The 25,545-nt window shown below is 70.3% G+C and carries 23 protein-coding genes; 22 read left to right on the top strand and 1 reads right to left on the bottom strand.

Translation table 11 applies throughout. The annotated features are described in order from the left end of the window. Window positions 1–89: 89 nt before the first annotated feature. From ACE3T5_RS11455 to ACE3T5_RS11355, 21 genes are all read left to right on the top strand, one after another. Complete coding sequence (locus tag ACE3T5_RS11455; protein ID WP_374667661.1) at window positions 90–1,994, top strand: type IV pili methyl-accepting chemotaxis transducer N-terminal domain-containing protein; 1,905 nt, start codon at window positions 90–92, stop codon at window positions 1,992–1,994. A 35-nt stretch (window positions 1,995–2,029) separates the two neighbouring features. Next, window positions 2,030–2,692, top strand: coding sequence for a response regulator (locus ACE3T5_RS11450; protein WP_374667659.1), 663 nt, complete (start codon window positions 2,030–2,032; stop codon window positions 2,690–2,692). Window positions 2,693–2,859: 167 nt separating this feature from the next. Further along, window positions 2,860–4,155, top strand: a complete 1,296-nt coding sequence (locus tag ACE3T5_RS11445; protein WP_374667657.1) for a nitrate/nitrite transporter — start codon at window positions 2,860–2,862, stop codon at window positions 4,153–4,155. An 18-nt stretch (window positions 4,156–4,173) separates the two neighbouring features. Then, window positions 4,174–5,589: a NarK family nitrate/nitrite MFS transporter gene (locus ACE3T5_RS11440; RefSeq protein WP_374667655.1), complete on the top strand. Its 1,416-nt coding sequence runs from the start codon at window positions 4,174–4,176 to the stop codon at window positions 5,587–5,589. A gap of 22 nt (window positions 5,590–5,611) precedes the next feature. After that, window positions 5,612–9,424: a nitrate reductase subunit alpha gene (locus ACE3T5_RS11435; protein WP_374667653.1), complete on the top strand. Its 3,813-nt coding sequence runs from the start codon at window positions 5,612–5,614 to the stop codon at window positions 9,422–9,424. Then, window positions 9,421–10,944, top strand: a complete 1,524-nt coding sequence (gene narH / locus ACE3T5_RS11430; RefSeq protein WP_374667651.1) for a nitrate reductase subunit beta — start codon at window positions 9,421–9,423, stop codon at window positions 10,942–10,944. Before ACE3T5_RS11435 ends, narH begins: the two co-directional genes overlap by 4 nt. Window position 10,945: 1 nt before the next feature. Continuing rightward, window positions 10,946–11,659 carry a nitrate reductase molybdenum cofactor assembly chaperone gene (gene narJ / locus ACE3T5_RS11425; RefSeq protein ID WP_374667648.1) on the top strand — a complete coding sequence of 238 codons (714 nt, stop codon included), beginning with the start codon at window positions 10,946–10,948 and terminating at the stop codon, window positions 11,657–11,659. After that, the gene (gene narI, locus ACE3T5_RS11420; RefSeq protein ID WP_374667646.1) at window positions 11,656–12,378 is read left to right on the top strand and encodes a respiratory nitrate reductase subunit gamma; all 723 of its coding nucleotides are present in this window, start codon (window positions 11,656–11,658) and stop codon (window positions 12,376–12,378) included. The genes narJ and narI overlap by 4 nt, the downstream gene beginning before the upstream one ends. Beyond that, window positions 12,375–13,238 carry a peptidylprolyl isomerase gene (locus tag ACE3T5_RS11415; protein WP_374667644.1) on the top strand — a complete coding sequence of 288 codons (864 nt, stop codon included), beginning with the start codon at window positions 12,375–12,377 and terminating at the stop codon, window positions 13,236–13,238. The genes narI and ACE3T5_RS11415 overlap by 4 nt, the downstream gene beginning before the upstream one ends. Continuing rightward, window positions 13,235–13,963: a carbonic anhydrase gene (locus ACE3T5_RS11410; RefSeq protein ID WP_374667642.1), complete on the top strand. Its 729-nt coding sequence runs from the start codon at window positions 13,235–13,237 to the stop codon at window positions 13,961–13,963. Before ACE3T5_RS11415 ends, ACE3T5_RS11410 begins: the two co-directional genes overlap by 4 nt. Then, window positions 13,941–15,167, top strand: a complete 1,227-nt coding sequence (locus ACE3T5_RS11405; protein ID WP_374667692.1) for an NAD(P)H-dependent flavin oxidoreductase — start codon at window positions 13,941–13,943, stop codon at window positions 15,165–15,167. Before ACE3T5_RS11410 ends, ACE3T5_RS11405 begins: the two co-directional genes overlap by 23 nt. Further along, the gene (locus ACE3T5_RS11400) at window positions 15,164–17,578 is read left to right on the top strand and encodes an adenosylcobalamin-dependent ribonucleoside-diphosphate reductase (protein ID WP_374667640.1); all 2,415 of its coding nucleotides are present in this window, start codon (window positions 15,164–15,166) and stop codon (window positions 17,576–17,578) included. Before ACE3T5_RS11405 ends, ACE3T5_RS11400 begins: the two co-directional genes overlap by 4 nt. Next, window positions 17,575–18,858 (top strand): NnrS family protein, encoded by a 1,284-nt coding sequence (locus ACE3T5_RS11395; RefSeq protein ID WP_374667638.1) that lies wholly within the window; start codon window positions 17,575–17,577, stop codon window positions 18,856–18,858. The genes ACE3T5_RS11400 and ACE3T5_RS11395 overlap by 4 nt, the downstream gene beginning before the upstream one ends. Next, window positions 18,824–19,456 carry a nitroreductase gene (locus ACE3T5_RS11390; RefSeq protein ID WP_374667636.1) on the top strand — a complete coding sequence of 211 codons (633 nt, stop codon included), beginning with the start codon at window positions 18,824–18,826 and terminating at the stop codon, window positions 19,454–19,456. The genes ACE3T5_RS11395 and ACE3T5_RS11390 overlap by 35 nt, the downstream gene beginning before the upstream one ends. Window positions 19,457–19,493: 37 nt before the next feature. Then, the gene (locus ACE3T5_RS11385; RefSeq protein ID WP_374667634.1) at window positions 19,494–20,042 is read left to right on the top strand and encodes a hemerythrin domain-containing protein; all 549 of its coding nucleotides are present in this window, start codon (window positions 19,494–19,496) and stop codon (window positions 20,040–20,042) included. 22 nt (window positions 20,043–20,064) lie between these two features. Continuing rightward, window positions 20,065–20,904: a hypothetical protein gene (locus tag ACE3T5_RS11380; protein ID WP_374667632.1), complete on the top strand. Its 840-nt coding sequence runs from the start codon at window positions 20,065–20,067 to the stop codon at window positions 20,902–20,904. 130 nt (window positions 20,905–21,034) lie between these two features. Then, window positions 21,035–21,451: a PaaI family thioesterase gene (locus ACE3T5_RS11375; protein WP_374667630.1), complete on the top strand. Its 417-nt coding sequence runs from the start codon at window positions 21,035–21,037 to the stop codon at window positions 21,449–21,451. Between the two features lie 51 nt (window positions 21,452–21,502). Continuing rightward, on the top strand, window positions 21,503–21,832 hold the full coding sequence (locus tag ACE3T5_RS11370; protein WP_374667628.1) for a cupin domain-containing protein: 330 nt from the start codon (window positions 21,503–21,505) through the stop codon (window positions 21,830–21,832). A gap of 65 nt (window positions 21,833–21,897) precedes the next feature. Further along, on the top strand, window positions 21,898–22,419 hold the full coding sequence (locus tag ACE3T5_RS11365) for an SRPBCC domain-containing protein (protein ID WP_374667626.1): 522 nt from the start codon (window positions 21,898–21,900) through the stop codon (window positions 22,417–22,419). Then, window positions 22,416–23,000: a GNAT family N-acetyltransferase gene (locus tag ACE3T5_RS11360; protein ID WP_374667624.1), complete on the top strand. Its 585-nt coding sequence runs from the start codon at window positions 22,416–22,418 to the stop codon at window positions 22,998–23,000. The genes ACE3T5_RS11365 and ACE3T5_RS11360 overlap by 4 nt, the downstream gene beginning before the upstream one ends. Before the next feature lie 15 nt (window positions 23,001–23,015). Beyond that, a complete protein-coding gene (locus ACE3T5_RS11355) occupies window positions 23,016–23,402 on the top strand; it encodes a DnaJ family domain-containing protein (protein WP_374667622.1) in 387 nt (128 codons plus the stop codon). On the opposite strand, the gene ACE3T5_RS11350 is transcribed toward ACE3T5_RS11355, so the two are convergent. Beyond that, the gene (locus tag ACE3T5_RS11350; protein WP_374667620.1) at window positions 23,399–24,652 is read right to left on the bottom strand and encodes a tetratricopeptide repeat protein; all 1,254 of its coding nucleotides are present in this window, start codon (window positions 24,650–24,652) and stop codon (window positions 23,399–23,401) included. The two genes, ACE3T5_RS11355 and ACE3T5_RS11350, sit on opposite strands and share 4 nt — an antisense overlap. Before the next feature lie 147 nt (window positions 24,653–24,799). Between ACE3T5_RS11350 and ACE3T5_RS11345 the strand changes: the two genes are divergently transcribed. Further along, complete coding sequence (locus ACE3T5_RS11345) at window positions 24,800–25,384, top strand: chalcone isomerase family protein (RefSeq protein WP_374667618.1); 585 nt, start codon at window positions 24,800–24,802, stop codon at window positions 25,382–25,384. The last annotated feature ends 161 nt before the right edge of the window (window positions 25,385–25,545 follow it).

The following is a 25,545-nucleotide window of genomic DNA, read 5'->3' as shown; positions in this document are numbered from 1 at the left end:
GCGGCAGGCAGGCGGCCCGGGCGTCTTGACCTGCGTCAACCGCACGCCGGTGGCCGCGCTTAAGCTCGCGCCAGAAACGACCCCCACCCATGCGCAACCGCTGGACCCTCACCGCCAAGCTCGTGGCCACGGGAATGACCTTCCTGCTGCTGGCGCTCGCGTCCATCGGCCTCACGCTGTGGGTGACCTGGAACCTCGAAGGCGGCGCCGCGGCCGTGAACGAGGCGGGCCGCATGCGCATGCAGACCTACCGGCTCGCACTGAGCCTGGGCACCGACCGCCATGCCACGGAAGCGCGCGCCTTGGTGCGCAGCTTCGACAACAGCCTGGCGCTGCTCGCGGCCGGCGATCCCTCGCGCCCGCTCTTCGTGCCCTGGTCGGCCGCCTCGCGGCAGCGCTTCGCGGCCGTGCAGGAACGCTGGGGTCAGCTGCGCAAGGAGTGGCAGGCCGCGAACACCGCCACCGACGCGAAGCGCCAGGCCGATGAGCTGGTGGCGCTGGTCGACGCGTTCGTCGACTCCATCGAGGCGCAGATCGCCTACTGGACGGCCCTGCTGCACATGTTCCAGCTCGCCATGATGGCGCTGGCCATCGGCGGCGCGGTGGCGATGATGTACGCCGGCTACCTGCTGGTGCTGAGCCCGGTGGCGCGGCTGAAGGCCGGCCTCGCCGCGCTGCAGCGCGGCGAGATGGGCGCACGCGTGACCGTCGACACCCGCGACGAGTTCGGCGAGCTCTCTGCCGGCTTCAACGAGATGGCGGCCACGCTGCAGGAGCTGTATGGCAGCCTGGAGCAGAAGGTGCAGGAGAAGACCCAGAGCCTGGAGGTGAAGCGCCAGCGCCTGGCCGACCTGTACAGCGTGAGCGAGCTGGTGGCGCACGCCCCCACGCTGGAGGCCCTGGCCCAGGGCTTCGCGCGCAAGGTGCGCGGCATCGCGCGGGCCGACGCCGTGGCCGTGCGCTGGAGCGACGAGGCCAACCGGCGCTACCACCTGCTGGCCGCCGACAACCTGCCGGCGACGCTGGCGCAGGCCGAGGACTGCCTGACCACCGGCCAGTGCCACTGCGGCCAGGCCCAGGCCCATGCGGAGACGCGGGTCATTCCCATCCGGCCCTCGACCGGCATCACGCTGCCGCATTGCGCCGAGGCCGGCATGCGCGCGGTCATCTCGGTGCCGGTGCGCCTGCACGACCGGGTGCTGGGCGAGCTCGATCTCTTCCATCGCCAGCCGGTCACGCTGTCGGACGAGGATCGCGCCCTGCTCGAAGCCCTGGCCAGCCACCTCGCCAGTGCCATGGAAGGCCTGCGCGCGGCCGCGCTGGAGCGCGAGGCGGCCGTGGCCGAGGAGCGCGGGCTGCTCGCGCGCGAGCTGCACGACTCGATCGCGCAGTCGCTCGCCTTCATGAAGATCCAGGTACAGCTGCTACGCGGCGCCATGCAGCGCGGCGACGCGCCCGCCATCGAGCGCGGCATCGGCGAGCTGGATGCCGGCGTGCGCGAGTGCTACGCCGACGTGCGCGAGCTGCTGGTGCACTTCCGCACCCGCACCAGCGCCGAGAGCATCGAGCCCGCGCTGCGCACCACGCTGCAGAAGTTCGAGCACCAGACCGGCCTGTCGACGCGGCTGGAACTGCAGGACGAGGGCCTGCCGCTGGCACCGGACGTGCAGGTGCAGGTGCTGCACATCGTGCAGGAGGCCCTGTCCAACGTGCGCAAGCATGCCCATGCGCGCCACGTCACCGTGCGCGTGGGTGCCCGGCCGGGCCGGACCTTCGAGGTCGTCGACGACGGCGACGGCTTCGAGGCCGACGGCGCGCCGCCCGACCAGACCCACGTGGGCCTGCGCATCATGCAGGAGCGCGCGGCCCGCATCGGCGCGACCGTGAGCGTGAGCTCGGAACCCGGCCAGGGCTGCCGCGTGCGGCTGACGCTGCCCGCCAGCACGGCCGCGGGCGAGCCCGAAGCGGCCGAGGCCGAAGCCCTCACGACCTGAGCGGCACCGCCCATCGAACCCGGAGCCCCTGCGTGATGTCCACCGCCCCGTCACCCTGCCGCCTGCTGGTGGTCGACGACCACACCCTGTTCCGGCGCGGACTGGTGGCGCTGCTGGCGGCCGACCCCGGCGTCCAGGTGGTGGGCGAGGCCGGCGATGCGGCGGAAGCCGTCCGCAAGGCGGGGCAGCTGCAGCCCGACGTGGTGCTGCTGAACAACCACCTGCCGGGCGCCACCGGCATCCAGTCGCTGGCCGGCCTGAAGGAAGCGGCCCCCGCGGCGCGGGTGATCCTGCTGACGGTCAGCGAGGACGCGGAAGACCTGCAGGCGGCCCTGCACGGCGGCGCCCAGGGCTACCTGCTCAAGACCATCGACGGCGACCTGCTGGCCGCCGCGATCCGCCGCGTGATGGCGGGCGAGCCCGTGATCAGCCCCGAGATGACGGGCAAGCTCGTGACCGCGTTCCAGGCCGGCCGGGCCAACGGCACGGCCGCCGCGCCGGCCGATCCGCTGGCGCAGCTGTCCCCGCGCGAGCAGGAGGTGCTGGCCGGCATCGCCCGCGGCGAGAGCAACAAGGAAATCGCGCGCCACCTGGACATCGCCGAGACCACGGTGAAGATCCACGTGCAGCACATCCTGCGCAAGCTGGGCCTCACCTCGCGGGTGCAGGCCGCGGTGTTCGCCGCCGGCCGCGGGTAGCGGCCCGCCCACAGGGCGCGCGCGCCCTCGGATTCGTCCTAATCCTTCCGGACGATCCCCCCTCCTCCTTCCGCGCAGGGCCGCCTCTGCCACGGAAGGATGGTCCAAAGACCCTGCGAGGAACACAGTGATGCCAGTCCCCAGGCATCACTGAACAGGAGTTCACCGTGTCCCCCGCAACCCCCGCCACCGGCAACAGCCGCCCGCCCACCCGGCGCGAGGCCTGGCCGGTCCTGATCGTCAGCACCCTGGCGTTCACCGTCTGCTTCATGGTCTGGATGATGTTCGGCGTCATCGGCATTCCGCTGAAGAAGTCACTCAACCTATCGGCCACCGAGTTCGGCCTGCTCACCGCCACGCCGGTGCTCACCGGTTCGCTGATCCGCGTGCCGCTGGGCATCTGGACCGACCGCTACGGCGGCCGCATCGTCATGGCCGTCCTGATGGCCGTCACCGTGCCGGCGATCTGGCTGATGGCCTACGCCACGCAGTTCTGGCACTTCCTGGTGATCGGCCTGTTCGTGGGCCTGGCCGGCGGCAGCTTCTCGGTGGGCACGCCCTACGTGGCGCGCTGGTTCCCCAAGCATCGCCAGGGTCTCGCGATGGGCGTGTACGGCGCCGGCAACTCGGGCGCGGCGGTCAACAAGTTCGTGGCCCCTGCCCTCGTCGTCGCCTTCGGCTGGGCCATGGTGCCGCAGGTGTACGCGGCCGTGATGCTGGGCACCGTGGTGCTGTTCTGGCTGTTCAGCCGCAGCGACCCGGCCCACCTGGTGCCCAGCAACGTGCGCTTCATGGACCAGCTCAAGGCGCTGAAGGACCCGAAGGTGCTGCGCTACTGCCAGTACTACAGCATCGTGTTCGGCGGCTACGTCGCGCTGTCGCTGTGGATGGTGCAGTACTACGTGGGCGAGTACGGGTTGGACATCCGCGTCGCCGCCCTGCTGGCCGCCTGCTTCTCGCTGCCCGGCGGCGTGCTGCGCGCCATCGGCGGCGCCCTGTCCGACAAGTACGGCGCCCACAGCGTCACCTGGTGGGTGATGTGGGTGAGCTGGATCTGCCTGTTCCTGCTGTCCTACCCGCAGACCGACTTCACCGTGATGACGGTCAACGGCCCGCGCAGCTTCAGCATCGGCCTGAACGTCTACACCTTCACCGCGCTGATGTTCGTGCTGGGCATCGCCTGGGCCTTCGGCAAGGCCAGCGTGTTCAAGTACATCAGCGACGACTACCCGCAGAACATCGGCGCCATCTCCGGCATCGTCGGCCTGGCCGGCGGCCTGGGCGGCTTCGTGCTGCCGATCCTGTTCGGCGCGCTGATGGACCTCACCGGCATCCGCTCCAGCGCCTTCATGCTGATGTATGGCGTGGTGTGGGTCTCCCTCATCTGGATGTACTTCACCGAGGTGCGCCGCGCCGAGGTGATGGGTGCCGCCGGCACCGCCAGCCCCAGCTTCACGCACTGACGCCCCGAGGAGCGTTCCATGACCCCCACCGCCTCACTCCCCACCGGCCGCAGCGGCCGCGTACTCACCATCTGGACCCCGGAAGACAAGACCTTCTGGGAGCAGCAGGGCGAAGCCGTCGCCAAGATCAACCTGTGGATCAGCGTGCCCGCGCTGTTCCTGGCCTTCGCGGTCTGGCAGGTCTGGTCCGTCGTGGCCGTCGGCCTGCCCGGCCTCGGCTTCAAGTACTCGACCAACCAGCTGTTCTGGCTGGCCGCGGCGCCGGCGCTCTCGGGCGCGACGCTGCGCATCTTCTACTCGTTCATCGTGCCGCTGGTCGGTGGCCGCCGCTGGACGGCCATCTCCACCGCCACGCTGCTGATCCCGGCCATCGGCATCGGCTACGCGGTGCAGGACAACACCACCAGCTATCCCACCATGCTGATGCTGGCCCTGCTGTGCGGCCTGGGCGGCGGCAACTTCAGCTCCAGCATGGCCAACATCAGCTTCTTCTTCCCGAAGGAGCGCAAGGGCTCGGCCCTGGGCGTGAACGCCGGCCTGGGCAACCTGGGCGTGTCGGTGGTGCAGTTCCTGTCACCGCTGGTCATCACCGCCGGCGTGTTCGGCGTGCTGGGCGGCGACCCGCAGACCATCACGAAGAACGGCCAGCAGATGCAGGTGTGGACGCAGAACGCGGCCTTCATCTGGGTGCCCTGGATCCTGCTCGCCTCGCTGGCGGCGTGGTTCGGCATGAATGACATCGCCGACGCCAAGGCCAGCTTCGCCACCCAGGCCACCATCTTCCGCCGCAAGCACAACTGGCTGATGTGCGTGCTTTACCTGGGCACCTTCGGCTCCTTCATCGGCTATGCCGCGGGCTTCCCGCTGCTGATCAAGAGCCAGTTCCCGGACGTGAACCCGCTTGCCTACGCCTGGCTGGGCCCGCTGGTGGGCGCCGTCATCCGCCCCTTCGGCGGCTGGCTGGCCGACAAGATGGGCGGTGCCAGGGTCACCTTCTGGAACTTCATCGTCATGGCCCTGGCCGTGGGCGGCGTGCTGTACTTCCTGCCCTCCGGCCCCTCGGGCGGCAGCTTCACCGGCTTCTTCCTGATGTTCCTGGTGCTGTTCCTCACCACCGGCATCGGCAACGGCTCCACCTTCCGGATGATCCCGGTCATCTTCCTGAACCAGGCGATGCAGGGCGTGAACCCGGCCGACAAGGAAGCGGTGGCGCGCGCCACCAAGGACGGCAATACCGAGGGCGCCGCCACGCTGGGCTTCACCGCCGCCATGGCGGCCTACGGCGGCTTCTTCATCCCCAAGAGCTACGGCACCTCCATCAGCATGACCGGCGGGCCGGAGGCGGCGCTGTACATCTTCATCGTCTTCTACCTGATCTGCATCGGCATCACGTGGTGGCACTACGCCCGCCGCAACGCCCCCATGCCCTGCTGATGATCCACCCGGAGCAACCTTCATGAGTCACTTTCTCGACCGACTGTCCCACTTCACGATCCCGAAGGAAAGCTACTCGGGCAACCATGGCCAGACCACCATGGAAGACCGTACCTGGGAGGACGCCTACCGCAACCGCTGGGCGCACGACAAGATCGTGCGCAGCACGCATGGCGTGAACTGCACCGGCAGCTGCAGCTGGAAGATCTACGTCAAGGGCGGCATCGTCACCTGGGAAACCCAGCAGACCGACTACCCCCGCACCCGCTGGGACATGCCCAACCACGAACCGCGCGGCTGCGCCCGCGGCGCCAGCTACAGCTGGTACCTCTACAGCGCCAACCGCGTGAAGTACCCCATGGTGCGCGGCCGCCTGCTGGAGCGCTGGCGCGCCGCCCTGAAGGTGGCGAAGACGCCCGTGGATGCGTGGGCCAGCATCGTCGAGAACCCCGAGGCCCGGCGCGACTACCAGAAGGTGCGCGGCATGGGCGGCTTCGTGCGGTCCACCTGGGACGAGGTGAACCAGATCATCGCCGCCTCCAACGTGTACACCATCAAGCAGCACGGCCCGGACCGCGTGATCGGCTTCAGCCCGATCCCGGCCATGAGCATGGTGAGCTACGCCGCCGGCAGCCGCTACCTCAGCCTGATCGGCGGCGTGTGCATGAGCTTCTACGACTGGTACTGCGACCTGCCGCCCGCCAGCCCGCAGATCTGGGGCGAGCAGACCGACGTGCCCGAGAGTGCCGACTGGTACAACAGCACCTACATCATCGCCTGGGGCAGCAACGTGCCGCAGACGCGCACGCCGGACGCCCACTTCTTCACCGAGGTGCGCTACAAGGGCGCCAAGACCGTCGCCGTCACGCCCGACTACAGCGAGGTCGCCAAGCTGGCCGACATCTGGCTGCACCCCAAGCAGGGCACCGACGCGGCGCTGGCCATGGCCATGGGCCACGTGGCGCTGAAGGAGTTCTACTTCGAGCAGCGCAGTCCGTACTTCGACGACTACGCGCGCCGCTACACCGATCTGCCCATGCTGGTGATGCTGAAGGAGCACACCCTGCCCGACGGCAGCCAGACGCTGGTGCCCGACCGCTACCTGCGCGCGAGCGATTTCAACGGCAAGCTCGGCCAGGCCAACAACCCGGAATGGAAGACGGTGGCCTTCGACACCGAAGGCCGCGCCGTGCTGCCCAACGGCAGCATCGGCTTCCGCTGGGGCCCCGAGGGCCGCGCCGACCAGGGCAAGTGGAACCTGGAAAGCAAGGAAGCCCGCCATGACGGTGACGTCAAGCTCAAGCTGTCGCTGCTGGAGGAAGGCGGCACCCCGCACGAGGTGGTGAGTGTCAGCCTGCCCTACTTCGGCGGCGTCAGCACGCCGCACTTCAAGGCCAACACGCAGAACGGCGACATCAACGTGGTGCGGGTGCCGGCGGTGAGCCTGCGCCTGGGCAAGGAAGGCGAGCACCGCGAGGCCCTGGTGGCCACCGTGTTCGACCTGCAGGTGGCGCAGTACGGCATCGACCGCGGCCTGGGCAGCGGCGCCAAGAGCTACGACGACGACGCGGCCTACACGCCGGCCTGGGCCGAGAGCATCACCGGCACGCCGCGCGAGCAGATCATCACCGTGGCGCGCCAGTTCGCCGAGAACGCGCACAAGACCCACGGCAAGTCCATGGTGATCATCGGCGCGGCCATGAACCACTGGTACCACGCCGACATGAACTACCGCGGCGTGATCAACCTGCTCATGATGTGCGGCTGCATCGGCCAGAGCGGCGGCGGCTGGGCGCACTACGTGGGCCAGGAGAAGCTGCGCCCGCAGACCGGCTGGACCGCGCTGGCCTTCGCGCTCGACTGGATCCGCCCGCCGCGGCAGCAGAACAGCACCAGCTTCTTCTACGCCCACACCGACCAGTGGCGCTACGAGAAGCTGGGCATGGAGGAGATCGTGTCGCCCCTGGCCGACCGCCAGCAGTGGGCCGGCAGCATGATCGACTACAACGTGCGCGCCGAGCGCATGGGCTGGCTGCCCAGCGCGCCACAGCTCAAGACCAACCCCATGCAGGTGGTGAAGGACGCCGGCGCGGCCGGCATGGATCCGAAGGACTACGTCATCCAGGCCCTGAAGGACGGTACTGTGCAGATGAGCTGCGAGGACCCGGACGCGCCGCAGAACTGGCCGCGCGTGCTGTTCGTCTGGCGCAGCAACCTGCTGGGCTCCTCGGGCAAGGGCCACGAGTACTTCTGCAAGCACCTGCTGGGCACCGAGAACGGCATCCAGGGCAAGGACCTCGGCCATGACGATGACCATGACAAGCCCACCGAGGTGAAGTGGCACGACCAGGCGCCCGAGGGCAAGCTGGACCTGGTGGTGACACTCGACTTCCGCATGAGCACCACCTGCCTGTACAGCGACATCGTGCTGCCCACGGCGAGCTGGTACGAGAAGAACGACCTCAACACCAGCGACATGCACCCCTTCATCCACCCGCTCTCGGCGGCCGTGGATCCCGTGTGGCAGAGCCGCAGCGACTGGGAGATCTACAAGGGCTTCGCCAAGACCTTCAGCGAGGTCTGCGTGGGCCACCTGGGCGTGGAGAAGGAGGTGGTGCTCACGCCCATCATGCATGACACCGCCGGCGAGCTGGCGCAGCCCCTGGGCGTGAAGGAGTGGAAGAAGGGCGAGTGCGACCTGATCCCCGGCAAGACCGCGCCGCAGATCACGGTGGTGGAGCGCGACTATCCCAACGTGTACAGGCGCTTCATCGCCCTGGGCCCGCTGATGGACAAGCTCGGCAACGGTGGCAAGGGCATCGCCTGGAAGACCGGCACCGAGGTCGAGCAGCTCGGCCAGCTCAATGGCAAGACGCTGGACGAAGGCGTCACCCAGGGCCTGCCGAAGATCGTGACCGACATCGACGCCTGCGAGGTGATCCTGCAGCTCGCGCCCGAGACCAACGGCCACGTCGCCGTGAAGGCCTGGGAGGCGCTGGGCAAGCAGACCGGCCGCGACCACAAGCACCTGGCGCTGTACCGCGAGGACGAGAAGATCCGCTACCGCGACGTGCAGGCGCAGCCGCGCAAGATCATCAGCAGCCCCACCTGGAGCGGCATCGAGAGCGAGACGGTCTCCTACAACGCCGGCTACACCAACGTGCACGAGCTGATCCCCTGGCGCACCCTCACCGGGCGACAGCAGTTCTACCTGGACCACCCGTGGGTGATCGCCTTCGGCGAGGGCTTCAGCAGCTACCGGCCGCCGGTGGACCTGAAGACCACCTCGGGCATCCACAACATCAAGCCCAACGGCCACCAGGAGATCCTGCTGAACTTCATCACCCCGCACCAGAAGTGGGGCATCCACAGCACGTACAGCGACAACCTGCTGATGCTCACGCTCAACCGCGGCGGCCCGGTGGTGTGGCTGAGCGAGGACGACGCGAAGCGCGCCGGCATCGAGGACAACGACTGGGTGGAGGTGTTCAACATCAACGGCGCCATCGCGGCGCGCGCGGTGGTCAGCCAGCGCGTGAACCCCGGCATGCTGCTGATGTACCACGCGCAGGAGAAGATCATCAACACCCCGGGATCGCAGATCACCGGCGTGCGCGGCGGCATCCACAACAGCGTGACGCGCATCGTGCTCAAGCCGACCCACATGATCGGCGGCTACGCGCAGTTCAGCTACGGCTTCAACTACTACGGAACCATCGGCACCAACCGCGACGAGTTCGTCGTCGTGCGCAAGATGTCCAAGGTCGACTGGCTCGACACGCCCGCCGACGACCATCTCGCGGCCGCCTACCAGGGACAAGGAGAGAACCCGTGAAAATCCGCGCACAGATCGGCATGGTCCTGAACCTGGACAAGTGCATCGGCTGCCACACCTGCAGCGTGACCTGCAAGAACGTGTGGACGAGCCGCCCGGGCGTGGAATACGCCTGGTTCAACAACGTCGAGACCAAGCCCGGCATCGGCTACCCGCGCGAGTGGGAGAACCAGGACAAGTGGAACGGCGGCTGGGTGCGCAAGCCCGGTGGCGGCATCGAGCCGCGCCAGGGCAACAAGTGGCAGCTGCTGATGAAGATCTTCGCCAACCCCAACCTGCCGCAGATCGACGACTACTACGAGCCCTTCACCTTCGACTACGACCACCTGCAGTCGGCGCCGGAGATGCAGCACGCGCCCACCGCGCGTCCGCGCAGCCTGATCACCGGCAAGCGCATGGAGAAGATCGAGTGGGGCCCCAACTGGGAGGAGATCCTGGGCGGCGAGTTCGCCAAGCGCAGCAAGGACGCGAACTTCGAGGCCATCCAGAAGGACATGTACGGGCAGTTCGAGAACACGTTCATGATGTACCTGCCCCGGCTGTGCGAGCACTGCCTGAACCCCGCGTGCGTGGCGAGCTGCCCCAGCGGCAGCATCTACAAGCGCGAGGAGGACGGCATCGTCCTGATCGACCAGGACAAGTGCCGCGGCTGGCGCATGTGCGTGAGCGGCTGCCCCTACAAGAAGATCTACTACAACTGGAAGAGCGGCAAGGCCGAGAAGTGCATCTTCTGCTACCCGCGCATCGAGGCCGGGCAGCCCACGGTGTGCAGCGAGACCTGCGTGGGCCGCATCCGCTACCTCGGCGTGCTGCTCTATGACGCCGACCGCATCCAGCAGGCCGCCAGCGTGGAGAATGAGAAGGACCTGTACCAGGCCCAGCTCGACATCTTCCTCGACCCCAACGACCCGCAGGTCATCGCCCAGGCGCTGGCCGACGGCATTCCGCAGAACTGGCTGGACGCCGCGCGCAACAGCCCGGTCTACAAGATGGCGGTGGACTGGAAGGTCGCCCTGCCCCTGCACCCCGAGTACCGCACGCTGCCCATGGTGTGGTACGTGCCGCCGCTCAGCCCCATCACCTCGGCCGCGAACGCGGGCCACATGGGCACCAACGGCGAGATCCCGGATGTGAACCAGCTTCGCATCCCGGTGAAGTACCTGGCCAACCTGCTGACGGCCGGCGACACCGCACCCGTGGTGCGCGCGCTGGAGCGCATGCTGGCCATGCGCGCCTACCACCGCACGAAGCACGTGGACGGCGCGCCCAACAGGGCCGCCATCGAGCAGGTGCAGCTGAGCGTGAACGAGGTGGAGGAGATGTACCGCGTGATGGCGATCGCCAACTACGAGGACCGCTTCGTCATCCCGACCACGCACCGCGAGTACGCCGAGAACGCGTTCAACGTGCGCGGCGGCTGCGGCTTCAGCTTCGGCAACGGCTGCAGCGAAGGCATCACCGAGACCAGCCTCTTCGGCAGCGAGAAGAAGCGCACCATCCCCATCAAGGCGACGCTCTGACATGAAGCTCTTCAACACCCCTGTGCCGCCGATGGCCCGCACGCTGCGCGTGCTGGCCCTGCTGCTCGGCTACCCGGACGCCGAACTGCGCGCCCACCTGCCGGAACTGCGTGCCGCGCTGCACGCCGAGCGCGCGCTCGGCGCCGCGCGCCTGGCCGAGCTCGACGCCTTCATCACCCGGCTGGCCACGCGACGGCCGCTGGAGGTGGAGGCCGACCACGTGGAGCTGTTCGACCGTGGCCGCGGCACCGCGCTGCACCTGTTCGAGCATGTCCACGGCGACAGCCGCGACCGCGGCCCGGCCATGATCGACCTGTGCCAGACGTACGAGGCAGCCGGCCTGTACCTGGCGCCCGGCGAGCTGCCGGACCACCTGCCGGTGGTGCTGCAGTACGCCTCCACCCAGCCGCCCGCGCAGGCGCGGGCCTTCCTGGGCGAGTTCGCGCACATCCTGCAGGTGATCTTCACCGCGCTGCTGCGCCGCGAGGCCGCCCACGCCGTGCTGCTCGCCGCCCTGCTCGACCTGGCGGGCGAGAAGGCCCAGGCCGTGCCGCTGCCGCCCGAGCCGGAGCTGGACGAGAGCTGGGCCGAGCCGGTCGCCTTCGACGGCTGCTCGACCCAGGGGCAGGCCCGCGCCGGCCAGCCCCAGCCGATCCAGATCGTGCGCAAGCCGGCGCAAGCCGCCGATACCGCCCATTCAGGAGCCTCCGCATGACCACCCTGCACAACATCCTGTTCAACGTCTATCCCTACGTCTGCCTGGCCGTGTTCCTGATGGGCAGCCTGGCCCGCTTCGACCGCGACCAGTACACGTGGAAGAGCGACAGCTCGCAGCTGCTGCGCGCGGGCCAGCTGCGCTGGGGCAGCAACCTGTTCCACGGCGGCATCCTGTTCCTGTTCTTCGGCCACCTGTTCGGCCAGCTCACGCCGCACTGGCTGTACGAGATCTTCATCACCGCCTCGCAGAAGCAGCTGCTGGCGGTGGTGGCCGGCGGCATCGCGGGCGGCCTGTGCTTCATCGGCCTGACGATGCTGCTGCACCGGCGCCTGTTCGATCCGCGCATCCGCCTGACCAGCCATCGCACCGACATCGCGATCCTCGTCATCCTGTGGGTGCAGCTCGTGATCGGCCTGTCCACGCTGCCGACCTCGATGCACCACGTGAAGGAGCCGACGACCATGCTGCGCCTGGCCGAGTACCTGCAGGGCATCGTGCTGCTGCAGCCCAACGCCGCGCTGGTGGCGGGGGTGGACTGGCACTTCCAGGCCCACATGCTGCTGGGCATGACGATCTTCCTGCTGTTCCCCTTCAGCCGGCTGGTGCATGTGTGGAGCGGCTTCGGCACGCTGGCCTACCTCGTGCGGCCGTACCAGGTGGTGCGCACCCGCCGCGTGCTGGGCCGCAAGCCGGCGAGCAACGGGAGTGCCTCATGAACGCGGCGCCCACCCCCCGCGCAGCCGGCGGCTGCGGCAGCGCCACCTGCCAGTGTGCGGGCGAGGCCGCGGCCTCGGCCGCCGCGCCCGCCGCAGTGCCCGCCATCAACGGCATCACCCTGCTCGCGGCCGGCGAGCGACTCGATCCCGACGGCCTGCGCGAGCGGGCCTGGGGCGAGCTGCTGCGCCAGGAGGCCGTTCGCCAGGGGCTGCTGCCGCGCCACCCGGAGCTGAGCGCACCCGCGTTGACCGCCTCGGACCAGCAGGCGATCCAGCAGCTGCTGGACGAGGCCGTGCCCATCCGCATGCCCGACGACGAGGAATGCCGGCGCTGGTACGAGGCGAACCGCGCGCGCTTCATCGAGGGTCGCCAAGCCCATGTGCGGCACATCCTGTTCGCCGTGACCGACGGCGTGGACGTGCATGCCCTGGTGCGCCGCGCCGAGCAGGCGCTGCTGGAGCTGACGCGCAAGGACGCACCGCCCGCCCGCTTTGGCGAGCTGGCCCGCGAGCTGTCCAACTGCCCGAGCGGCGCCGACGGCGGCGACCTGGGCTGGATCACGCCCGAGGACTGCGCGCCCGAGCTGACGCAGGAGCTGTTCGATCTCCATGAGCCGCGCCAGGGACTCGGCCTGCATCCGCGCCTGGTGCACAGCCGCTATGGCTTCCACATCGTCGAGGTGCTGGGTCGCAAGCAGGGCCGGCAGCTGGCGTACGATCAGGTGCGAGAGGGCGTCGCCGCCGAACTGGCGCAACGCTCGCGGGCCACCGCCCTGCACCAGTACATCCGGCTGCTGGCGGGGCAGGCGCTGGTGGAAGGCATCGATCTGGAGGGGGCGACCACGCCACTGGTGCAATGACCGAAGCGAAGGACGGCGACGAGCTGCTCACGCGGCTGCGCCAGTTCCACGACAACTACTTTCCCCACCACCAGCAGCGCTTCCAGGACCTGGTGGCGCAAGGCCAGCACCCGAAGACGCTGTTCATCGGCTGCTCCGACTCCCGCCTGGTGCCCTACCTGCTGACCGGCGCCGGCCCGGGCGAACTGTTCATCGTGCGCAACGTCGGCGCCTTCGTGCCGCCCTACATCATGGGCGACCCGGGCGCGCGGACGAATGGCGCAGGCGCGCCGCTCGCCGGCCTGCACGGCACCATGGCCGCCATCGAGTTCGCGGTGCTGTCGCTGAAGGTGGAGCGCATCGTGATCTGCGGCCACAGCCATTGCGGTGCCATCCGCGCCAGCTACGAAGGCGTGCCCGAGGAGGCGCGCGCCCTGAAGGCGTGGCTCACGCTCGCCCAGGAGGCGGTGCTGCCGGTGCAGCCCACGCCCGAGGCGCTGCGGCGCACCGAGCAGCGCGCCGTGGTGCTGCAGCTCGAACGCCTGATGGACTACCCGATGGTGCGGCGCGCGGTGGAGGCGGGACAGCTCTCGCTGCATGGCTGGCACTACGTGATCGAGGACGGAGAAATCCATGTCTTTGATGCACAGCAGGGAGATTTCCTGCCGGCTTCGGTAGCCTCCAACCCCGGTACGGGCCCCTGGCGGGCCTGGGTGGAGCATGATGGACAGATCCTCGTTGATTGAGCTGGCCCGCACGGCCGGCCTGGGCCTGTGGCGGCTGCAGGGGCGCGAGCTCCTGCCGGTGGTGCAGGGTGGCATGGGTGTCGGCGTGTCCGCCGGCGGCCTGGCGGGCACGGTGGCCTCGTTCGGGGCCGTGGGCACGATCTCGTCGGTCGACCTGCGGCGCCTGCACCCCGACCTGATGGAAGCGACCGGCCACCTGTGCGGGCCCGAGGCCAAGGCCGCGATCGATGCCGCCAACCTCGAAGCGTTGTCGCGCGAGGTGCGCCGTGCGCGCACGCTCGCGGGCGGCCGCGGCGTGATCGCGGTGAACGTGATGAAGGCGCTGGGCGAGTACGCCGCGTATGTCCGGCGCTCGCTCGAATGCGGCGTCGACGCGCTGGTGGTGGGCGCGGGCCTGCCGCTGGACCTGCCCGATCTGGCGCGTGAGCACCCGCAGACGGCGCTGATCCCCATCCTCTCCGACGCGCGGGGCGTGCAGCTCGTGGTGCGCAAGTGGGAAAAGAAGGGCCGCCTGCCCGATGCCATCGTGATCGAGCACCCGCGCCTGGCCGGTGGCCACCTGGGCGCCGCGCGCGTGGGCGACCTGAACGACCATCGCTTCGACTTCGACATCGTGCTACCCGCGGTGCGCGAGTTCTTCCGCACCGCCGGCATCGAGCGCGAGATCCCGCTCATCGCCGCCGGCGGCGTGAGCAGCCAGGACGACATCCGCCGCCTGCAGGCCCTCGGCGCGGACGCGGTGCAGCTGGGCACGGCCTTCGCCGTCACCACCGAGTGCGACGCCAGCGACACCTTCAAGCAGGTGCTGGCGCAGGCAAAACCGCAGGACATCGTCGAATTCACCAGCGTGGCCGGCCTGCCGGCGCGCGGCGTGCGCACGCCCTGGCTGGACAAGTACCTGCGCCTGGCGCCGCGCATGCAGGAGCGCGCCCATGCCAAGCCGCACTGCACGATGTGGTTCGACTGCCTGGCGCAGTGCGGCCTGCGTGACGGGCACCCGACCTGGGGCCAGTTCTGCATCGACAAGGTGCTGGGCCACGCCTTCAGCGGAAACCTCGACAAGGGACTATTCTTCCGGGGTGCGGGCCGCCTGCCCTTCGGCCCGGAGATCCGCCCCGTGCGGGATCTGCTGGTCTGTCTGATGGGCAACACCCTGCCACCGGCGCTCGCGGCCGAGCGCGCCCTGATCCAGGAGCCCGCATGAAGCGTGACCCTTCCCCCGTGCAGCTGGCGCCACAGGCCATCAGCCTGGACGTGCTGCGCGAGAAGTACCTCAAGCCCGGCGAGGCCGATGAGGGCGCGCTGCTCGCACGCGTGGCGCGCGCGCTCGCCAGCGTGGAGGCCGAGCCGCTGCGCGCCGAGTGGGAGGCCCGCTTCCTGGCGAACCTGCGCGCGGGCGCCATCGGCGCCGGCCGCATCATGAGCGCGGCGGGCACCGAGCTGCAGGCCACGCTGATCAACTGCTTCGTGCAGCCGGTGGGCGACTGCATCCAGGGCACCGACGAAGCCGGCTTCCCCGGCATCTACGAAGCCCTGCGCGAAGCGGCCGAGACCATGCGCCGTGGCGGCGGCGTGGGCTACGACTTCTCGCGCATCCGCCCGCGCGGCGCGGAGGTGAAGGCCACCGCCTCGCTCGCCTCCGGGCCATGCAGCTACATCGACGTGTTCGACCACTCCTGCTCCACCGTGGAGAGCGCGGGCGCGCGCCGCGGGGCGCAGATGGGCGTGCTGCGCATCGACCACCCCGACGTGCTGGAGTTCATCACCGCCAAGCGCACGCCGGGCCGCTGGAACAACTTCAACGTGTCGGTGGCGGTGCCCGATGCGTTCATCCGCGCGCTGGAAGCCAACGCCGACTGGGCCCTGGTGCACACGAAGGCGCCCGGCGCCGGCCTGATCGCCCAGGGCGCCCACCAGCGCGCCGACGGCGTGTGGGTCTACCGCACCTTGCCCGCACGCGAGCTGTGGAACACGATCATGCGATCCGCGTACGACTTCGCGGAGCCGGGGATCCTGTTTCTCGGCACCATCAATCGCGACAACAACCTCCGATCGATCGAAGAAATCGGCTGCTGCAACCCTTGCGGCGAGCAGCCCCTTCCCCCCTACGGCTGCTGCGACCTCGGCCCTGTCATCCTCACCCGCTTCGTGCGCCATGCGTTCGGCTTCGGCGGCGTGCCGGCGTTCGACTTCGAGGCCTTCGAGCAGGCGGTGGCGGTGCAGGTGCGGGCGCTGGACAACGTGCTCGACCTCACCCACTGGCCGCTGCCGCAGCAGCGCGCCGAGGCCATGGCCAAGCGGCGCATCGGCGTGGGCTTCACCGGCCTGGGCGATGCGCTGGTGATGCTGGGCCTGCGCTACGACGCCGCGGAGGGCCGCGAGATGGCCGCGCGCATCGCCCGGCGCATGCGTGACGCGGCCTATGCAGCCTCGGTCGAGCTGGCCCGCGAGAAAGGTGCCTTTCCGAAGTTCGACGCCGAGGGCTACCTGGCGCCCGGCACCTTCGCCAGCCGGCTCGACGAGCCGCTGCAGCAGGCCATCCGCACGCACGGCATCCGCAACAGCCACCTGCTGTCCATCGCCCCGACCGGCACGGTGAGCCTGGCCTTCGCGGACAACGCCAGCAACGGCATCGAGCCTGCGTTCTCGTGGACCTACCAGCGACGCAAGCGCGAGGCCGACGGGACCACCAGCACCTATGACGTGGAAGACCACGCCTGGCGTCTGTACCACGCGCTGGGGGGTGACCGAGAACAGCTGCCCGCCGCCTTCGTGACCGCGCTGCAGATGCCGGCGGCAGCGCATCTGGCCATGATGGAAGCCGTGCAGCCTTTCATCGACACTGCCATCTCCAAGACGGTCAACGTGCCGGCCGACTACCCGTACGAAGACTTCCAGGGCCTGTACCTTGAAGCCTGGCGCGCGGGGTTGAAGGGCCTGGCCACCTACCGGCCGAACGACATCCTGGGCGCCGTGCTGCAGGCCAAGCCCGACGTGGCGAGCGAGCCCGAGGGTGCCAAGGCCGAGGGCGGCCGCGCCACCCCCGCCGTGGACCCGATGCGCGCGGTGATCGAGAGCCGGCCCAAGGGCACCCTGCCCGGCGTGGTGGAGAAGCTGGAGTACTGGACGCAGCAGGGCCGCCAGGCGCTGTACCTCGTGGTCTCGTTCCTGCCGGTGGGCGATGGCCGCGAGCGCGCCATCGAGTTCTTCATGCCGGTGGGCCAGAGCGGCGAGTCGCAGCAGTGGATCACCAGCAGCATGCGGCTGCTTTCGCTCGCCGCGCGCGGCGGCTTCCTGGAGCGCGCACTGGCCGACATGCGCAAGGTCGCCTGGGATCGCGGGCCGGTGCGGCTGGGCACCTACACCCGCCCGGATGGCGCCACCGTGCCCATGTGGCATGACTCCGAAGTGGCCGCCATCGCCTGGGCGATCCAGAACATCATTGCGCGGCGCAACGGCAGCGAGGCCGCTCCGCTGGCCACGCCCACGCAGGACGTGCCCGCCGCCCCCACGATGTCTGGCGCCAAGTGCCCCGAGTGCGGCGCGCACGCCATGATCCGCAAGGACGGCTGCGACTTCTGCACCCACTGCGGCCACGTGGGGAGCTGCGGTTGAGGCTGGCGCCGGGCGCGACGCAACCGCCCAAGGCCGGCACGGCCGCCGGCTGGCAATGGGGCCGTGTGATGCAGGCACCGCACCGGCTGGGCTTCCTGCTGGCCATGGGGGTGCTGGGCGCCTCGGCCGCCTGGTGGGCCCTGGTACAGGCCGGGCGGCTGGGGCTGGCCCCTTCACTGCCGATGGCGCTGTCGCCCACGCTCACTCATGCGGCGGTGATGACGCTCGGCTTCATCCCGCTGTTCTTCGGCGGCTTCCTGTTCACCGCCGGCCCGCGCTGGCTGGGCGTGGAAGGTCCCACCGCGCGGCAAGTGCTGCCCGCGCTGGCCTTGCAGGCGGGCGGCTGGCTGCTGTGGCTGGCCGGCGCACACCTGCACCTCTCGCTGGCCGCGGCGGGCGCGGGCCTGGCCGGCTGCGGCCTGGGCCTGGCCACTTGGCGCTTCACGCGGCTGGTGCGCGCCAGCCCGGAACCCGACCAGACCCACGCCCGCGTGATCGCCGGCGCGCACTGGCTGGGCGTGGGCTGCACCTTCGGCCTGGCGGCGGCGCTGGCGCTCGACGCGCAGGCTGTCGCACGGCTGCTGGTGCTGACGGCGTTGTGGGGCTTCGTGCTGGTGGTGTACCTGAGCGTGGCGCACCGCATGATCCCGTTCTTCACCACCAGCGCCCTGCCGATGCTGCACGCCTGGCGACCGGGCTGGGTGCTGGCGCTGATGATCGGCGCCGCCGGCTTCGAGGCCGGCGCCGTGTGGGTGGACGCGGCCTGGGGTGACGCGCCCGCCTGGCGGCTGCTGCGCGGCACGCTGGAAATCGCCACCGGCGGCGTGCTGGTGGCGCTGGCCTTCGCCTGGCATCTGGTCAAGAGCCTGCGCATCCGGCTGCTGGCCATGCTGCACCTGGGCTTTGTCTGGCTGGGGCTGGCGCTGCTGCTCGGCGGCGCGACGCAGTGGCTGGCCGCGCTCACCGGCCAGATCGTGCTGCCGCTGGCCGCGCTGCATGCGCTGACCATGGGTTGCCTGGCCTCGCTCATGCTGGCCATGGTCACGCGTGTATCCTGCGGCCACAGCGGTCGCCCGCTGGTGGCCGACAACCTGATGTGGGGCCTGTTCGGTGCCCTGCAGCTCGCCACGCTGCTGCGCATCGCCGGCGCCGCGCAGGGCAGCCACGCGCAGGCGGTGCTGGGTGTGACAGCCACGCTGTGGGCTGCCATCATGCTCACCTGGGGAACAAGACTTGCCAACTGGTATGGACGCCCGCGCGCAGACGGCCGCCCCGGCTGACACCGAGGCCCCGGCGGACCTGGCCACCGCCCTCATCCACGCCCGCCGCACCGTGCTGCCCAAGCGCCTGGGCGAGCCGGGGCCGGATGCCGCGCAGCTGCAGCGCATCCTGGAAGCGGCAGCTGCCGCGCCGGACCACGGCGAGCGCGTGCCCTGGCGCTTCACCCTCGTGCCGCGCGGTGCGCGCTGGCGCCTGGCCGAGGCCTTTGCGCAGGCGCTGCGCGAGCGCGACGCCAACGCCACCGCGGAGGAGCTGTCCCAGGCGCGCGAGAAGGCCTTCCGCTCGCCCGTGCTGATGCTGGCCAGCGTGGACCTGGGTTCCGAGGGCGACGAGATCCCGCCGCATGAGCGCGTGCTGGCAACCGGCTGCGCCCTGCAGAACCTGATGCTGGCCGCCACCGGCATGGGCTTCGGCAGCTCGCTCACCAGCGGCCAGGCGATGGCGTCGCGGCCCCTGCGCAGCCTGTTCGGCCTGGGCGAGCGCGAGCAGGCCCTGTGCTTCCTGAACATCGGCACGGTGGAGAGCCACCGCAAGCCGCGCCCGCGGCCCGCGGTGGAACAGTACCTGCGCACGCTGGCGGACAACGAGTCGCGTTGAAGGCGCGACGCCCCGGTGCACCCACCCCCTGAAAGCCATGCCGCAACCGATCAGCCTGCAGCGCCTCACCGGCGGCGCAGCCGCCACCTTCGAGGAACCGTTCGAGATGCTGCACGCCTGCCATGAGCGCGTGCACCGCATGCTGGCCCTGCTGGCGCGCCTGCGCGAGCACCTGCGCGCCCACGGCGCCGACGACCAGGCGCAGCAAGCCGCGCGCGACGTGATGCGCTACTTCGACCAGGCGGCACCGAATCACCATCTGGACGAGGAGCTGCACGTGTTTCCGCCGCTGCTGGCCCAAGGCAGCGCCGAGGTACAGGCCGCGGTGCGACGGCTTCAGTCCGATCACCGGCAGATGGAGACCGCCTGGCCGCTCGCGCGCGAGGTGCTGCTGCGCGTGGCCTCGGGCACGGCCTATGCACCCCACTCTTCGGACGACGATGCGCTGGACACCTTCGCCGGGCTGTATGGCGAGCACATCGAGATCGAGGAAGGGCAGGTCTATCCGGCGGCACGCGCGGGCCTGGACGAAGCCGCCACACAGGTGATGGGACGCGAGATGATGCGTCGCCGCGGGGTCGAATAGGCGGCCCATCCCCGTACCCTTTGTGCCCACACCCCCGCGCCCCTTCCCCGCCCGCCTGCACATCCTGCTGGCCCGCGAGTCGCCACGTGCAGTGGTAATCCGCCGCGGCCCCACGCGCCACACGGCGGTGATCGGCTGGGATCGCAAGACGGATCGCTTCGAGCTGGGTCAGTGGCTGTATGGCCGCGTCTACGAGCGGCGCAGCGATCTCTCGCCCGATGGCCGGCATCTCATCTCCTTCGCGATGAACGGGCGCTGGACCTCGGCGGTCAAGGGCTCGTGGACCGCCGTCTCGCGCGCGCCCTGGCTGAAGGCCGAGGCGCTGTACGCCAAGGGCGACTGCTGGCATGGCGGCGGGCTGTTCCTGGACAACCAGCGCTTCTGGCTGAACGACGGCTATGGCCATGAAGCGCAGCGGGAAACACCGCGGCTGGTGCGCGTGAGTGACTACCCCTGGCACGAGGCCTATGGCGGCGAATGCCCTGGCGTGTACTTCATCCGCCTGCAGCGCGACGGCTGGGCGATGAAGCACACCCACACGGCTGCCGACGGCGACACGGTCACCTGCTTCGACAAGCGCGTCAGCGGCCACTGGCTGCTGCGCAAGCTGGCGCATGCGTCGTTGACCCGGCGACAGGGCCAGGGCGTGTACCACGACACCCATGAACTGCACAACGAGCGCACGGGGGAGACCGTGCCCATGACTGGCTGGGAGTGGGCCGAGGTGGATGGCGGCCGCCTGGTCTGGGCCCAGGCCGGGCGGCTGCATGCGGGGCGGCTCGAAGCCGCCGGCCTGCGCAGCCAGAAGGTGCTTCACGACTTCAACGCGATGACGTTCGAGCGTCGCGAAGCGCCGTACTGATCCCCGTACCGCTCCGCGGAACGCGGCGGTGCGGCCGATCACCCACGCGACAGCGTGTCACGCCACGGACAGACGTCACGCGGATCGGATTCCAGACTGGCGCGCATCCTCACCACCACCCGGAGCCCGCATGCCCATCCCCGAAGACGCCCTCTCGCAACTGCGCGCCATCAATGCCATGGCGCCCTTCAACCGTTGGTGCGGCATCGAGGTGGTGGAGGCGGGCGACGGCCACGCCACCATCACGATGCCTTGGCGGCCCGAGGTGGGGCAGTACGCGGGCTTCCTGCATGCCGGGCTGGTGGGGGCGCTGATCGACACGGCCTGCGGCTTCGCCGCCGCCACCGTGGCGGGCCGCGTGCTGGCCTCGCACTACTCGGTCAACTGCCTGCGGCCCGCCGTGGGCGAGCGCTTCATCGCCCGGGCGCGGGTGGTGAAGCCGGGCAAGACGCAGGTATTCACCGCCTGCGAGCTGTTCGCCATCAACGGCGAGGGCGAGAAGCTGGTGGCCACAGGGGAGACGCTGCTCACGGTCACGGCCAGCTGAGCCGCAAGCCACTGGCACGGGGCCCCGCATCGGCCTATCATCGGGCGCACCATGGCCCTTCCTCATGCAAGCCCCGGGCAGGCCATCGATGTCCGGCCCCTCGGCGCCGCGCTGCCGCAGCACAAGACCACCGCCCTCTTCAAGGCAGGCGACCTGGAGGTGATGCGGCTCGTGTTGCCCGCCGGCCGATCACTGCCCGTGCATCAGGTAGCGGGCGAGATCACCGTGCAATGCATCGAAGGCGTGCTCGACGTCACCGTCGAAGGCACGTCGCACCGGCTCCAGGCCGGCGAACTGCTTTACCTGGCAGGCGGCGTGCCGCACGGCGTGACGGCGCTGCAGGATGCGTCGGCGCTCGTCACCGTGGCACTGCGGCGCTGAATCGGATGGCGACCCTCCTGCGAGCATCCGCCTCACACCGGGTTGCCGGCGCGGCGTGCGCCGCCATGCTGCTGCTGTCGGCCTGCACAACGCCTGCCTCGCTGCCCGTGGCGCAACCTGTCGCGCGCGCCGTACCGAACCGGCCGCCCGTGGTGAATGAAGCCGTCATCGCCGCGCCGCGCGCCGTGGTCTGGCAGGCGTGGACCACCGCGGAAGGCCTGCGCAGCTGGCTCGCGCCCCATGCGGACATCGACCTGCGTCTGGGCGGGCTGATGCGATCCAACTACAACCCGGCGGGCGCGCTGGGCGATGCGGGCACCATCGAGAACCGCATCCTCGCCTACGAGCCGCAGCGCATGCTGGCCATCCAGGTCGCGCGCGCGCCCGAGCGCTTCCCGTTCCCCAACGCCATCCGCTCGATGTGGACCGTGATTCACCTCGACGACGCCGACGGCGGCCACACGCGCGTGCGTGCGGTGAGCATGGGCTTCACCGACGACGACGAGTCCGCGCGCATGCGGGCCTTCTTCGAGCGCGGCAACGCCTACACGCTGCAGCAGTTGCAGCAGCGGTTTGCCGTGAAGTGACGAAGGGCGGGGCACTCACGCGGCCAGCCAGCGGGCGCGCACCCAGCCTGGAGGTGGCGCCGTGCGCACTGCGGGCGGCCACCGCCGCGGACGCCTGCGCCCTCTCCGCCCTCGGCATCCAGGTCTTCCTCGACACCTATGCCACCGAGGGTGTGCGGCCCGATCTGGCCCGCGAAGCCTTCGCGACCTGCGGCCCCCGCGCGGTACGCCTGCGCCTGCGAGACGCGCATCGCCAGACGCTCGTGGCGACGCGCGGCGAAGCGCTGCTCGGCTTCGCCGAGTGGGTGACGGCAGCGAGAGCGGCCCCGGATGCCGCCGTCACGGGCGCTGAGCTGGCGCGCCTTTACGTGCAACGCGCGTGCCACGGCACCGGCATCGGCCGCGCGCTGCTGCAGGCGGTGGAGCAGTTGGCGCGCGAGACCGGTCATCCGCACCTGTGGCTGACCGCATGGGAAGGCAACACGCATGCACTGGGCTTCTACGCCCACACGGGCTACCTGCCCGTGGGTCGGACGATGCATGTGATCGAGGGGCGCGGGTACGGCAACGTGGTGCTGGCGCGTGCGCTGCGGGCTGGCTAGCGGAGGCACATCCCCATGGACTCAAAGCCCGAGCCCGAATCCGAGCGCCGCAAGGCGCGCGATGCCCAGTTGCGCACGCAGGACGAGCTGATCGCCCAGCACCTGGCCGAGTCGCTGCGATCCGGCGAGCTGCAGAGCGCGGAGAGCTTCGGCAAGCCGCTGGCCGAAGCCGAGGGCTGGCTGGAAACGCCGGTCGAGTTTCGTCTGCCGTTCAAGATCCTCAAGAACGCCGGGGTCGCGCCGCCGGAGGTGGAGATGTTTCACCGGCGGGCCGCGCTGCGCGAAGCCGTGCAGGCCGCCCGCGACGGAGCCGAGCGCAACGCGCTCCAGCAGGAGCTGGCCGCGCTCGAGACGCCCATCGCCCTGCGACTGGAGGCGCTGCGGGTGAAGGGCTCGCTCTAGCCTGCGGCAGACGCCTGGACCACCTGCCGCACCGCGACATCCCAGTCAGCGCCCACCGGCCGCAGCACCACACGGGTCGTCCCCGGATACCACGCCGACTCGCCCGGCATGCCGCCATCCAGCCAACGCCAGTCGCAGGCTACCGCGGCCGGCATCACCCAGCACGGCTGGCCCAGCGCGCCGGCCACATGCGCCACGGCCGTGTCCACCGTGACCACGGCATCCATGAGCGCGATCACGGCGGCGAGGTCGGCCACGTCGCGCAGCGCGCTGCCCACGTGCAGCAGTGGCTGGCCGGCGGGCGGCTGCCGCGCCTCGTCTTCGCCGGTGCCCTTCTGCAAGGAGACGAACTGCACGCCGGGCAACTGCCACAGCGGCCGCAGCGCGGCAAGGGAGGTGGAACGCTGCGCGTCGTTCGAGTGGCCCGCACTGCCGCGCCAGGCGACGCCCACATGCCGCAGGCCGGGCGTGAGCACCGGGCGCCACATGGCCAGGCGATCCGGCAGCGCACGCAGGTAGGGGATGGCCGCCCCGTCACGCGGCCCTGCCTGCAGATGCAGCGGCAGGCTCATCAGCGGCACGTGCAGATCGTGTGTGCCGTCGTCTCTCGACACGGTCTCATCCACGCCTTCGCAGGTGGCGAGCAACGCCGACAGCTCAGGGCGGCACAGCACGGTGACGCGCGCCACGCCCAGTGCCCGCAGCCGCGGCACGAAGCGGATGAACATCACCGCGTCGCCGATGCCCTGCTCGCACACCACCAGCAGACGCCGACCCGCGAGCGGCTCGCCCTGCCAGCGCGGGCAGGCCAGCGGCGGCAGCATGGCGTCAAAGGCGGTCAGGCGTGATTCGTACAGCGGCCAGGCCTCGGCGTGCCGGCCCTGCGCGAGCAGAGCCAGCGAGAGGTTGAAGCGCGCGTGGCGATGCGCGGGTTGCAGCGCCAGCGCGCGCTCGAACGCGGCAACGGCTTCGTCGAAGCGGCGGGTGTCGCGCAGCAGGTTGCCGAGGTTGTTCCAGGCGCTCGCGTGCGCAGGCTGCAGCTTCAACGTCTGGCGGTAGCACGCCTCGGCCTCATGCAGGCGATGCGTGGCCTGCAGCACCAGGCCCAGGTTGTAGTGCAGATCCACTGACGCGGGATGCCCCGCGAGCGCGGCGCGGTAGCCGGCCTCGGCCTCGGTCAGGCGGCCCGCCTGATGCGCCGCCACGGCGTGGGCGATCAACGCCTGCAAAGGGTCCGCTTCCGCCGCCATGCACGCAGCATGCCACAGGGCGCGTGTGACTTCCTGCGGCCCGCGCGCGCTGCAGATGGCACAGACCCAGAGGCCCCTCGCGCGGTCCACTGGCTGTGCAGACAACGACGTCTGCCCAAACCATCAACCCCCGAGGAGGAGAACCCCATGAAGCCCATCGCCCCGCTGCTGCTGCTGTGCGCCGCCTGCCTGCTGACCGCCCCCGCCGGGGCCGCGCCGCGAGCCGGTCAGACCGCCGAGGACACGCCCGAGATCCAGGGCACCCGCCTGCAGCTCAATGGCGCCGGCACGCGCTGGCGCGGGCCGTTCAAGGTGTACGACGCGCGGCTGTACCTCGCGCGCAAGGCCGGATCGCCCGACGAGGTGCTGGCGGCGCCCGGCGCCAAGCGGCTGGCGATGACGATGCTGCGCGAGGTGGATGCCACCGAGCTGGGCCGCCTGTTCATCCGCAGCATGGAGGACAACCTGAGCGACCGCGCCGCGCTCTCGCGGCTGGTGCCCGGGCTCATGCGCATGAGCCAGATCTTCAGCGAGCACAAGCGCCTGCGCCCGGGCGACGCCATCACCATCGACTGGGTGCCGGGCACCGGCACGGTGATCAGCGTGAAGGGCGTGACGCAGGGCGAGCCGTTCCGCGAGCCGGAGTTTCACGCGGCGCTGATGCGCATCTGGCTCGGGCCGGTGCCGGCGGACTGGCGGCTAAAGGAGCACCTGCTGGGCAAGGAGGCGTGAGGAGCAGGGAGCTGATAGGGGTAGGAAAGGGCCGAGGCCCTCCCCTCCCTCCGAACCGTACGTGCAGTTCTCCCGCATACGGCTCTCCGGTCGAGAGTTGATCCTCATCGGGATTGGCTCGCCTGCTGCCGGGCCTGGCGCATGGTGAACAGACCCTGCTC

The sequence above is a fragment of the Ramlibacter sp. genome, from assembly GCF_041916345.1.
Taxonomy (GTDB): Bacteria; Pseudomonadota; Gammaproteobacteria; order Burkholderiales; family Burkholderiaceae_C; genus Ramlibacter.
Note: the sequence above shows the minus strand (reverse complement) of the source record. Positions and strands in the feature narration are given on the sequence as shown.